The sequence below is a fragment of the Wolbachia endosymbiont (group A) of Yponomeuta plumbellus genome, assembly GCF_947251575.1.
In the GTDB taxonomy this organism is placed as follows: Bacteria; Pseudomonadota; Alphaproteobacteria; order Rickettsiales; family Anaplasmataceae; genus Wolbachia; species Wolbachia pipientis.
In genome coordinates, this window is record NZ_OX366353.1 from 504,811 (window position 1) to 517,458 (window position 12,648).

At 35.8% G+C, this 12,648-nt stretch carries 8 protein-coding genes, 2 rRNA genes and 2 pseudogenes; 6 read left to right on the forward strand and 6 right to left on the reverse strand.

Annotated features, from left to right (window positions below):
• Window positions 1-145 precede the first annotated feature (145 nt).
• Window positions 146-1,126: pseudogene (locus OPR39_RS07430) on the forward strand (IS3 family transposase).
• A 93-nt stretch (window positions 1,127-1,219) separates the two neighbouring features.
• On the opposite strand, the gene OPR39_RS02550 reads toward OPR39_RS07430, so the two are convergent.
• The 4 genes from OPR39_RS02550 to pstC all read right to left on the reverse strand — a co-directional run bounded on the left by OPR39_RS02550 (window position 1,220) and on the right by pstC (window position 4,800).
• Complete coding sequence (locus OPR39_RS02550; protein WP_010962434.1) at window positions 1,220-1,438, reverse strand: ankyrin repeat domain-containing protein; 219 nt, start codon at window positions 1,436-1,438, stop codon at window positions 1,220-1,222.
• A 387-nt stretch (window positions 1,439-1,825) separates the two neighbouring features.
• The gene (locus tag OPR39_RS02555; RefSeq protein WP_015588865.1) at window positions 1,826-2,170 is read right to left on the reverse strand and encodes a F0F1 ATP synthase subunit epsilon; all 345 of its coding nucleotides are present in this window, start codon (window positions 2,168-2,170) and stop codon (window positions 1,826-1,828) included.
• A 12-nt stretch (window positions 2,171-2,182) separates the two neighbouring features.
• Window positions 2,183-3,610 carry a F0F1 ATP synthase subunit beta gene (gene atpD, locus OPR39_RS02560; protein WP_015588864.1) on the reverse strand — a complete coding sequence of 476 codons (1,428 nt, stop codon included), beginning with the start codon at window positions 3,608-3,610 and terminating at the stop codon, window positions 2,183-2,185.
• Window positions 3,611-3,711: 101 nt separating this feature from the next.
• Window positions 3,712-4,800, reverse strand: coding sequence for a phosphate ABC transporter permease subunit PstC (gene pstC / locus OPR39_RS02565; protein ID WP_038199744.1), 1,089 nt, complete (start codon window positions 4,798-4,800; stop codon window positions 3,712-3,714).
• Between the two features lie 107 nt (window positions 4,801-4,907).
• On the opposite strand from pstC, the gene rpmH reads away from it, so the two are divergent.
• The 3 genes and pseudogenes from rpmH to OPR39_RS02580 all read left to right on the forward strand — a co-directional run bounded on the left by rpmH (window position 4,908) and on the right by OPR39_RS02580 (window position 5,734).
• Window positions 4,908-5,042, forward strand: coding sequence for a 50S ribosomal protein L34 (rpmH, locus tag OPR39_RS02570; protein WP_006279898.1), 135 nt, complete (start codon window positions 4,908-4,910; stop codon window positions 5,040-5,042).
• A gap of 19 nt (window positions 5,043-5,061) precedes the next feature.
• Window positions 5,062-5,385 (forward strand): annotated as a pseudogene (gene rnpA, locus OPR39_RS02575) (ribonuclease P protein component); the annotation flags it as partial.
• A gap of 85 nt (window positions 5,386-5,470) precedes the next feature.
• The gene (locus tag OPR39_RS02580) at window positions 5,471-5,734 is read left to right on the forward strand and encodes a hypothetical protein (RefSeq protein WP_141456820.1); all 264 of its coding nucleotides are present in this window, start codon (window positions 5,471-5,473) and stop codon (window positions 5,732-5,734) included.
• Between the two features lie 85 nt (window positions 5,735-5,819).
• Here the strand turns inward: OPR39_RS02580 and rrf are convergent.
• Together rrf and OPR39_RS02590 are read right to left on the reverse strand one after the other, a co-directional pair.
• Window positions 5,820-5,926 (reverse strand): 5S ribosomal RNA (gene rrf, locus OPR39_RS02585).
• Window positions 5,927-5,992: 66 nt separating this feature from the next.
• Window positions 5,993-8,758: ribosomal RNA gene (locus tag OPR39_RS02590) — 23S ribosomal RNA — on the reverse strand.
• Window positions 8,759-9,093: 335 nt separating this feature from the next.
• Between OPR39_RS02590 and OPR39_RS02595 the strand changes: the two genes are divergently transcribed.
• Window positions 9,094-10,170: a methyltransferase domain-containing protein gene (locus OPR39_RS02595; protein WP_015588862.1), complete on the forward strand. Its 1,077-nt coding sequence runs from the start codon at window positions 9,094-9,096 to the stop codon at window positions 10,168-10,170.
• Window positions 10,171-10,228: 58 nt separating this feature from the next.
• Entirely contained in the window at window positions 10,229-12,013 is a 1,785-nt protein-coding gene (locus OPR39_RS02600) for a ribonucleoside-diphosphate reductase subunit alpha (protein WP_265039003.1), read from the forward strand.
• Window positions 12,014-12,648 lie beyond the last annotated feature (635 nt).

A 12,648-nucleotide genomic window follows, 5' to 3' on the forward strand; every position in this document is an offset into this window, starting at 1 on the left:
AATTTATAGCTAAAGCAACTTCTACAATTTGGTAACCCGTCATCCCGCTACTAGTTAGCGCCGCGGCGGTAAATTGACCTTACCCAGAAAAAGTAGAGAGAAAGTTAAGACGTTTTTGGAGTAAAATAAAACGTTTTTTCAAAATATGACAAATAGAAGAGAATATACAGCAGAATTCAAATTAGAAGCTGTTAAGCTGGTTAAAGAAACAGGTCAAGCAAGTACAAAAATAGCAAAAGATCTAGGTATAGATGGCAGTATGTTAAGTAAGAAAATATGATGGAAAAATGTCTGGAGCATACGCATTTCCAGGCAAAGGCTCCTTATGACAAAGAAAGATTTGATCTAAAAAAAGAGCTAATAAGAGAAAGAGACATCTTAAAAAAAGCCCTGGGCAAAGAAAAAGAGTAAAGTATTCTTTTATATAGAAATTGCTATAAAACACAGGAACTATGTAGGGTTTTGTACTGGTGGTATTGGTTGCTAAGGAAAAAAGCAGTAAAGAATTAGCAAAAGAAGGGCTTCTAGCAGATATTCAAAAATACATCAAGCATTCTAAATGCAGATATGGAGCCCCTAAAATTCACGCTGAATTAAAAGCTTTAGGCAAAAATTAAAACAGTACAAAGTGTTATGCAAGAAAATGGCATTAAAACCAAGCTTAGACGAAGGTTCAAAAATAAAAAACAGCAAATAAGCAACCGAGTTGTGGCTCCGAACACATTGGATCAAAATTTTACTACTGATCAGCCAAATAAAGTTTGGGATTACCTACATAAAAACTAAAGAAGGTTGTTGGCGGCAATAATTGACCTATATTCACGCATGGTGGTTAATGAGTAACATGATAATTAGTTATAGATTCTTTATTGATGGCCGTTGATAAACGCAAACCCGATAAAAATCTGCTGTTACATAGCGATCAAGGGTCACAGTATACCTCTCAAAATTACCAATTTCTATTGAATACAAAAAACATCATTTCCAGCATGAGCCATAAGGGCTGTTGTTACGATAACTCTGTTGCAGAAAAGTTCACTTAAAAGGGAGCTGCTTATTGATACTTCTCGCTCAACAAACCAGAACTGCCATATTTGAATACATAGAAATCTTTTATAACAAATAACGTAGACATTCTACTATTAACTATTGCATTCCTGCACAATTTATTCTCATGATAAAAACGTCTTAACTTTCTCTCTACTTTTTCTGGGTAAGGTCAATTTGGGTCTGCACCATTTTTGAGTAATAGTTTTACTTCTTGTGCATTACCATCTTCTACAGCTAGGAATAATTGTTCTTCCTGTGTTTTTACGCGTGTTTCCACATTAGATATAAAAAATAACAATACTAAACATGCAATACCAATAATGCTAATATATTTTATAACTTTTCTCATAAGATATTTTACAATGCTTCTAATAATATTAGATATCATCTATAAAATTAAAAAATCCATGAAAGGGGATGAAAATATGTAAAAAAGTATTATTGATTAATTAAAAACAGATTTTGATTTGATAATACTAATAAAATCGATTTATCTTAAATTTACGTTGATTTTTACCTGTTATTTTTTGTAGTTTATCCAACGTAAATTCCAGGTAAAACAAAGTCGTTATCTCCAACCGTTACAACCAACTCTCCTTCTTTAATTTTTATTTGATTAGGTGTATGGTCCCATACCATCACACTCTGGGATCATACACCTAAAGTACTCCGACACTGGGATGACACCCCGGGGTTTCTGGGATGACAAAAAAGAGCCCCCTGAGCAAAAATCTTATAGCCACTTGAATGATAATTGACTTTTTACCTAAAATAACTAAGAAAGAAACTTCTCATCAAGATAACTTAAATATATACTAATTCTCTTATTTTTAAACGATTTCTCATCATGAATTGCACGATCAAAAACCTGAATTTGACTTGTTATAATGCTACAATTATTATTTGCAACTTCTAATACGCCACTATCAATTACAACCTTCTTTTCTATTTGGTTACTCATTTTAACAGTAATCATACCAGGCAATAAATAAATTAAGTAAGGAGCATGGTGAGCTAAAATCATAAGCTCCCCTTCGAGCCCAGTTACTGAAAGAGAAACCACTCCACTGAATGAAATTTGATCATCAGGAGAGAAAAATTGCACTTTAAAAGTATTCATAATCTTTAACTTTTATTTAGCTTCAGCTTGTATTAATTCAGCCTTTTTTATTGCTTCATCTATATTCCCCACCATATAAAAAGCAGCCTCTGGTAAGTGATCATATTTGCCTTCAACAATCCCTTTAAAACTGGAAACAGTATCAGAAAGTGAAACAAATTTACCAGGCATGCCAGTAAATATTTCTGCAACGTGAAAAGGTTGAGAAAGAAATTTCTGAATCTTACGAGCCCTATCAACAATAATTTTATCTTCATCAGATAGCTCATCCATACCAAGTATTGCGATAATATCTTGCAGTGATTTATAAGTTTGCAATATACGTTTCACCTCAGAAGCTACATTATAATGTTCTTCACCAATGATTTCAGCAGATAAAGACTGAGAAGTTGAATCAAGTGGATCAACAGCAGGGTATATTCCCATTTCAGCTATTTGCCTTGACAACACTGTGGTTGCATCAAGGTGAGAGAATGTAGTTGCTGGGGCTGGATCAGTTAAATCGTCCGCAGGAACATATATAGCTTGCACAGAAGTAATAGAGCCAGAAGTTGTTGAAGCTATTCTTTCTTGCATTGCACCCATATCAGTTGCAAGGGTTGGCTGATAACCAACAGCTGACGGTATTCTTCCAAGTAAAGCAGAAATTTCAGAACCAGCTTGTGTAAATCTAAAGATATTATCCACAAAAAATAGAACATCTTGGTTTTCACGGTCACGAAAATACTCTGCCATAGTAAGTGCTGTTAAAGCAATTCTAGCCCTTGCTCCAGGAGGCTCATTCATCTGACCATAAACCAAAACAGCTTGAGATTTTTCATGCTCATTTATATTTATTACATTTGAAGTGATCATCTCGTGATAAAGATCGTTACCTTCACGCGTTCTCTCCCCTACCCCGGCAAACACAGAAAATCCTTTATGAGCTTTTGCTATATTATTAATTAATTCCATTATTAGGACTGTTTTACCAACACCGGCTCCACCAAATAAGCCAATTTTTCCTCCTTTAAGATAAGGTGCAAGAAGATCTATAACTTTTATTCCCGTAACTAAAACTTCTTCCTGTATTCTCTGTTCAGTAAAACTTGGAGGTGCTCTGTGTATAGGCTCTAAGTTATACTTTCCCTTCAGTGGACCACACTCATCTATAAGCTCTCCAACAACATTAAAAATCCTTCCTAAAGTTGAACGCCCAATTGGCACCGATATTGGTGCACCTGTATCAACAAATTCATCCCCCCTTGACATGCCATCTGTGCTATCCATAGCAATACAACGAACTATATTGTCACCTATATGCTGCGAAACTTCTAAAACCAGCTCCTTATCCTTATATTTTAGTTTGCTTTTTAAAGCATTAAATATTTTAGGCAATTCACCTTCAAATTTTATATCAACAACTGCTTGAGTTACCTTAATCGCTCTACCTATATTCATCTCTTTATTTTTATCACCTAACACTATAATTCCATAAAAGAACTTCTAAAGAAAATAAATTTTATATTATTAATAGAAATTTTGCAACATTAAAACGCTTACTAGTTACGCTTCATTACAAACAATGCAAATGCATTTAATAGCCAAGTAATAATAAACAATACTAAACTAAGCGCATAAGCAGCAAGAGTTTGTACACTATTGAAATCCTGATCTCCGGTAAGTAATGTAGCGATCTGCACGGTAATGGTAGTAACTGAATTAAGAGGGTTAAAAGTCAAATTTGCGTTGATTCCCACAGCCATTAGCACAATCATTGTTTCACCTATCACTCTTGAAATTGACAATAAAATTGCACTTAAAATTGTAGGCATTGCATAAGGTATTGTTATATGCCATATAGTTTCCGCTGGAGTTGCACCAAGTGCCATGAAGCCATAACGCAAGCTTTTTGGAACAGATCTTATGGCATCTTCGAGTAAAGAAATAATAAAAGGAAGAATCATTATCCCAATCGATAAACCGGCAACTAAGGCACTTTCTGAGTGTATACTTAAACCAAAAAAATTTGCTACCTGCTTTATAAAGAAAGACAAAAACACAACCGCGAAATATCCATATACAACCGTAGGAATAGCAGACAAAACTTGCAAAGTTGTATTAACAATATAACGCACTTTCTCACTCGCATATTCACTAATATATATTGCAGAAAATAAACCAAGCGGAACGACAACTAACATTGCTATAATAGTTATAAGTAATGTACCAACTAAAAGCGGCGCTATACCAAAACATCCTATCTTCTCTTCATTGATAGTGACTACATTGTGGCCCCATTTCAAGCAAAACAAGAATTCTGAAATAGCTACTTTATTAAAAAAACTAATGGATTGAATAAAAATAGACAGCATTATAAATAAAGTGATAAAAAATGATATGGCCAAAGCCACAAATAACGAAAGTTTTATTATCTTATTTCTTTTATTTTTAAAGATAAAAGCAAGCATGAAAAAAAGTAACGCTATAGAAATAAAAGTTACAAAACAATTATTATAGAATACTAACAACCAAGTTAGCATCCATACACAACTAAGATATAGATAAGATTTAACCTTATTTACTTCTTGAAACCTACTAAAACAAAATAAAAGGATTAGTAAGACAGGTATGACTATCACCGAATTCATTCTTCCATGCATCAAATTTTATTCTACGAAAATGTCATACAAGTTCACCATTATTTGACAATAAAGTAAAACAATTTAAAATAAATAATTATATTAATATAAAAACAATGAAGAGAACATTTCAACCAAAAAATTTGATAAGAAAGCGCAGACACGGATTTCGTTCACGTATGGCAACAAGAGCTGGAAGAAAAATCCTTAATAGGCGCCGTTCATTAGGGTGTAACAAATTATGCGCATAGTAAGTATAAAAAAAAAGATTTTTCTTCTGCTTTCAAAAATAAGTTAGCACTCAACAGTCTTTTTTATCGTGGGCTTTATATATCACTGTACGCTATAAAAGAAAGAGAACCTGAAAAGTACATTCATACTATTAGAGTAGGTCTGGCTATCAGTAAAAAAACCGGAAAAGCAGCAAAAAGAAATAAAATAAAAAGGCAACTACGAATGCTTGCTAAAATTAGCATTTTAAATATAAGTAATATAGGGCACTACTACATAATACTAACTCATAGAAACATTATGCAAGCAAGTTATAAAAATTTACAAAAAGATCTAACTATTTGCTTAAAAAAGATAAAATAAAAAAAATCTCAATTAAGGTATTTACAACTATATTTTTTATGATAATATAGGTAAAATTTTTAAAAATAGTTAATGGGTGTGATGAATGGTAGAGCATATAAAAGAGGTAAATAACACAGGCTTTGGTCAGATGTATCAATTCTTATTTCTTCCTAAAGGAACAGGAACAGATTGGAGGTCAGCATTTCGCCAACAAGAAGAATTATTTAAAAAAGTGGGAGGTAATGTAATATTACCAGAAATCAGTAATTCTCCTTCAAAAGGGAATCAATTAGGGGAAGTAGGAACAATGCTAAATAATGTAGAAAATGACCAAGAACATATAAGAAAAAAAAGATATCATAGTTAAAGTAAAAACTTAAAGAATAGTAACAAAACAAGAAAGTTAAAATATAAGTATACCTACTGTCTAATTAACAAAGAAATTTTTATAAACTTGGCGGCGACCTACTCTCCCTTTTCAAGTACCATCAGCGCTAAAAAGTTTCACTTCCGAGTTCGAGATGAGATCGGGTGGTTCATTTTTGCTATAGCCACCAAGTCAATAAAAATTTCTAACTTAACAATTTTAACTTAATATTTAACACTGCATACACACATATAGAAAGCAAATAAATCAATCAGGCTATTAGTACTAGTTAGCTTCACATGTTACCATGCTTCCACACCTAGCCTATCAACGTGGTAGTCTTCCACGGCCTTAATTGGGAAATCTTTTTGAAGAGGGTTTCTTGCTTATATGCTTTCAGCAATTATCCCATCTATACATAGCCACCCAGCGATGCTATTGGCATAACAGCTGGTACACCAGAGGTATATCCATCTCGGTCCTCTCGTACTAGAGTCAGACCTTCTCAAATTTCCTTCACCCACGGCAGATAGAAACCGAACTGTCTCACGACGTTCTAAACCCAACTCACGTATCACTTTAATCGGCGAACAGCCGAACCCTTGGGACCTTCTTCAGCCCCAGGATGTGATGAGTCGACATCGAGGTGCCAAACGGTGTCGTCGCTATGAACGCTCGAACACCATCAGCCTGTTATCCCCGGCGTACCTTTTATCCGTTGAGCGATGACCCTTCCATACAGAATCACCGGATCACTATGACCGACTTTCGTCTCTGCTTGGCTTGTCAGCCTCGCAGTCAGGCAAGCTTATGCCATTATACTATCAAGCTGATTTCCGACCAGCTCTAGCTTACCTTCGCACGCCTCCGTTACTTTTTAGGAGGCGACCGCCCCAGTCAAACTACCCACCATACAATGTCCTAGTTCCAGATAATGAAACATAGTTAGATATCAAAAGTGTAAAGGGTGGTATCTCAAGGTTGACTCCATTATAGCTAGCGCCATAACTTCAAAGTCTCCCACCTATCCTGCACATCACACTTTTAATAGCAATGTAAAGCTATAGTAAAGGTGCACGGGGTCTCTTCGTCTAACCGCGGGTACCCCGCATCTGCACGGGGAATTCAATTTCGCTGAAGTGATGTTGGAGACAGTGGAGAAATCGTTACGCCATTCGTGCGGGTCGGAACTTACCCGACAAGGAATTTCGCTACCTTAGGACCGTCAGTGTTACGGCCGCCGTTTACTGGGGCTTCAATTCGGAGCTTGCACCCTTCCTATTAACCTTCCAGCACCGGGCAGGCGTCAGACCCTATACTTCCACTTACGTGTTTGCAGAGTCCTGTGTTTTTAGTAAACAGTCGCTACTCCCTATTTTGTGCCACCTACTCATAGTTGCCTAAAAGCAGGTTACCCTTCTTCCGAAGTTACAGGTATAATTTGCCGAGTTCCTTCAACATCATTCTTTCAACACCTTAGTATACTCTACTCATCCACCAGTGTCGGTTTGCGGTACGGCCTCATAAATATAAGTGCTATTTCCTGGAGCTTCTTTTAAGCATAGATCAATCCAATAAGATCTATACAAATACGAAACCCGTCACACTTAAGAGGTTTAGGAATATTAACCTAATTGCCATCGACTACTCCTTTACGGACTCGCCTTAGGAACCGACTAACCCTACGCAGATTAACTTAACGTAGGAACCCTTAGATTTTTGGTGAGAGTGTTTTTCACACTCTTTTACGCTACTTATGTCAGCATTCTCACTTCCGATATCTCCAGCAGTTTTCACAAACCACCTTCACAGACTTACGGAACGCTCCGCTACCGCGCCTATTGATCGAAATCAATAAGCACTCACATCTTCGGTATACAGCTTTAGCCCCGGTACATTTTCGGCGCAGAAAAACTTATTTAGACAAGTGAGCTGTTACGCTTTCTTTAAAGGATGGCTGCTTCCAAGCCAACCTCCTAGCTGTAATGGTTTTTCTACTTCCTTCCCCACTTAGCTGTAATTTTGGGACCTTAGATAGTGATCTGGGTTGTTTCCCTCTTCACCACGGACTTAGCACCCGTAGTGTGCCTGCTATATAATTAATTGTTGGTATTCGGAGTTTAGTTAGATTTGGTAAGACGGTGAATCCCCCTAGTCTATCCAGTGCTCTACCCCCAACAACATACATACAACGCTCTACCTAAATAGATTTCGCGGAGAACCAGCTATTTCCAAGTTTGATTGGCCTTTCACCCCTAATCACAACTCATCCAATAATGTTGCAACATTAACTGGTTCGATCCTCCAGTGTGTTTTACCACACCTTCAATCTGGTCATGACTAGATCACTTGGTTTCGGGTCTAATCCATAAAACTAAAACGCCCTATTCAGACTTGCTTTCGCTACGCCTACACCTAACGGCTTAAGCTTGCTTCATAGATTAACTCGCTGACCCATTATGCAAAAGGTACGCTGTCACTCTAAATATCAATAAATTGATATAGAGCTCCAACTGTTTGTAAGCACTTGATTTCAGATTCTATTTCACTCCCCTCCCGGGGTTCTTTTCACCTTTCCCTCACGGTACTTGTTCACTATCGGTCGTTAAGGAGTATTTAGGCTTGGAGGATGGTCCCCCCATATTCAAACAGGATTTCACGTGCCCCGCTCTACTCAAGGATTTAAAAACTTTCTACTTATACAGGACTATCACCTTCTATGGTTACTATTTCCAGAGTATTCTAATTCTTATTCTTAAATCACTAGCCTTTTCCGCTTTCGCTCGTCACTACTAACAGAATCTCGGTTGATTTCTTTTCCTTTGGCTACTTAGATATTTCAGTTCACCAAGTTTGCTTTACATACTTAGTACGTAATAACTAGCTAAACTAGTTGGGTTTCCCCATTCGGAAATCTGCGGATCAAAATTTGTTGACAATTCCCCACAGCTTATCGCAGCCTGCCACGTCCTTCATCGCCTCTTAACGCCAAGGCATCCATCAAGTGCTCTTAATAATTTATTTATCCGACTATATGCAGAATATGCAGAGTTAAATATTATTAAAATTGAATTGAGATTAAATTAATCTCTACCATAAAACTTGTCAAACATCTAAAAACTAAATTAATCTTTTATATGTTATAACCTAATAAATAATATGTCAACGCCTTTTTGCACAAAACATTTACTTATATTATCAACAACAATATACTAGCAATCCTAAACAGTATAATCTGAGAAATATGTGGTAAACTTATATATACAGTAAAAATTAATAAAAAAGATATTTTGTAAGATAAAATGTGTTAAAATCAATTGCCTAAAAATGATAATAAACATTCGGAGTATTTCTAACGTATGAAAAGTAATCTCTCTTTTATAAAAAACGTTGCTTTAAATTGTATGTCTAAGCTCATTGGCGTATTAAATATTAAGAAAGTAAAACACTTCATTGTGAATAAATATAATACTCTTCATAAAGAAATGACAGTGCTTCTTAAAAAATCTAAGAACCTGTTAAACACCAACATTGAAATCGGTTTATATCACTTTTATAAAGGTAGCATATCAGATGCAAAGTTACGATTTTGGTTAATTAGCATATTTTACCCCCATTTACCTATAGTCTGGTATAACATCGGAAGGTGTCATTTTGCGGTAGGGAATACTAACAAAGCTTATAATTATTTAACAAGGGCACTAAAATTAGATAATGACCACGAGGAGGCGTCTTACTATATAAAAAAAATGACAAACTCAGCGCCTATTACAGAATTGCCAAAAAACCTCATAAGACAATATTTTGATTACACAGGTGAATATTTTGTTGAGCATTGGTTGATTGCCAAACAATATAGAGGGCATGAACTTGTACACATGATAATTACAAAAATCTTCAACAACTCCACTTCTGAGCTCAATATACTCGACCTTGGTTGTGGAACTGGAATATGTGGTCATTTCTTGAAAATAAATAGTATTGGAAACCATATAATAGGAATTGACATTTCAAGTAGAATGCTAAATATCGCAAGAGGATGCTTTATAAAAGGTAAGCCTGTTTACAATGAATTAATACATATGGAAATGAAAGAGTTTCTTAAACAAGAGAAAAACCAGCAGTATGATGTAATTATCTTTGCTGAAGTGCTACATTATCTACATGACTTTCAAGAAGAATTGGAATTAGCAAAAAGATCTACGAGCAAAAAAGGGGTTATTGTATGTTTAATAAGAAGAAAGGAAGGTGAAGGTATTGACTTTGTAAATAAAGGAGACTATTTTCGTCACTCAGAAAGTTATGTTCAACATGTTGCAAAAGAAATAAATATGCAAATAAGTTATATGAGTTACTGTAAAATATATGGCAGTCAGGTTGACGGTATCTTGTTTGCATTACAGCATCAACAAGAAAATCCGAAAAACCTAACTTAAAAATCGCTCAAAATGACTTTTAAGTATCTATATATAATAAAAGAATAAAAGGAACTTTATGAATAACATTACCATTAATTACGCAAAGGACAGCAAATTAACCGACTTTGGAAAAGCAGTTCTATCAGACAGGTATTTAATAGAAAATGAAAGTTATCAAGACCTCTTTGCACGTATTGCTAATTACTATTCTGATAATAAAGAACATGCGCAGCGTCTTTATGACTACATGAGCAACTTGTGGTTCATGCCTTCAACACCAATACTCAGCAATGGTGGCACTAAGAGAGGGTTACCTATCTCTTGCTTTCTTAATGAAACCGAAGACAGCTTGCAGGGAATAGTTGATCTATGGAATGAAAATGTTTGGCTTGCTGCACGTGGAGGAGGCATAGGTAGTTATTGGGGAAATTTACGCTCAATAGGCGAAAGCGTAAAGGGTAGCGGCAAAACATCAGGAATTGTTCCATTTATTGTAGTGCAAAATGCTCTAACGCTTGCAATTAGTCAGGGATCCCTAAGGCGAGGAAGTTCAGCAGTCTACCTTCCTGTATCTCATCCGGAGATAGAAGAGTTTCTAGATTTACGCAAGCCAACAGGCGGTGACCCAAATCGCAAAGCGTTAAATATACATCATGCTGTAATAGTAACAGATAAATTTATGCAGGCTGTTGAGAATGATCAAGAATGGAATTTAATAAGCCCTCACAACAATAAGGTTATTTCAACTGTAAAAGCGCGGGATATATGGATCAAAATATTAACAGCAAGAGTTGAAACTGGAGAACCTTACATTATTTTCCTTGATGCAACAAATAACAATAAGCCAGAATCTTACAAAAAGCTCAACTTAGACATCAAGATGTCAAATCTATGCAGTGAAATAACTTTAACCACAGGTTATGATCACCTGAATAAGTCACGCACTGCTGTGTGTTGTCTATCATCCGTAAACCTTGAGTACTACGAAGAATGGAAAGACAATAAACTCTTCATAGAAGATATAATGCGCTTTCTTGATAATGTATTGGAAGATTTCATAAATAAAGCACCGAATGAAATGCAGCGAGCAAAATATTCTGCAGCCAGAGAACGCAGTATTGGTCTTGGTGTGATGGGCTTTCACTCATTTTTACAAAGCAAAATGGTTCCTTTTGAATCAGTAAGAGCACAACAATGGAATAAAAAAATATTTAAGTATTTACGCGAGCAAGCAGATATAGTTTCTAAAAAATTAGCAGAAGAAAAGGGAGCATGTTCTGATGCCAAAGAAGTTGATCTAATGGAAAGGTTTACACACAAACTCGCTATTGCTCCTACTGCTTCGATCTCCATTATTGCAGGTAATACCTCTCCTGGAATAGAACCATATGCAGCAAACGTATTCATACAAAAGACACTTACAGGCTCATTTGTAGTGCGAAATAAATTCTTGCAAAAACTATTAGCAGAAAAAAATCAAGACAATGATAAAATATGGTCTTCAATTTCAACAAACGAGGGTTCCGTTCAGCATTTAGATTTTCTTAGTGAGCATGAAAAATTGACATTTAAAACAGCGTACGAGCTTGACCAAAGATGGATTATAGAACATGCAAGTGATAGAACTTCGTATATTTGTCAATCTCAATCAGTAAATCTGTTCTTACCTGCCAACGTACATAAACGTTACTTGCACAAAATACACATGCTTGCTTGGAAAAAAGGATTGAAGAGCTTATATTACTGCAGATCACAATCAATGCAGAGAGCCGATAAGGTCTCGCATGACATATTCAAAAAAAGTGAAATATTGCAACAAAAAACAGATATTGACTACGATGAATGTCTGTCATGCCAATAGCGGCCTTACTCAAAAAAGTAGAGAGAAAGTTAAGCAAATGGGTAAATAGACTTCTTGCATAACCATATAACGCACTTTTATTGGGAATAGAAACGAAAAAACTTTCTTGACAAACTCCGCCAGCCCTCTTATCATAAAATTGAAGCTATTTATTTATCTTCTCTGTACAGATTAAATGACAAAAAAACTCACGTATCTGGCGTCTCATGTTTAATTTTTTGCACTATGTGCACCTTATGTCTTTATCAAACTTCTACCTACATAAGCTGAAACGCGCTTATAAAGCGTTTAAAACATAAAAAAACGCCAACTTAAAAAATGGATAGTGAATAACTAGCTACCCTAGGGTTTCTTTTGCCTTTTTTTCTGTTTAGTAAATTTCTTAAACATTTATGGCTAAACGACAATCGTCATCCCGCTACTTGTTAGCGGGATCTATTGCCGAGATACCGCGAATGAATCGCGGTATGACGGTTCGCGGTGGCATGACGATAAAGTTTATACCTCGTCATCCCGCTGCTTGTTAGCGGGATCTCTTGTTAGCGGCTGAGATACCGCGAATGAATCGCGGTATGACGGTTCGTGGCAGCATGAAGATAATCCCGCTACTTGTTAGCGGCTGAGATACTGCGGCG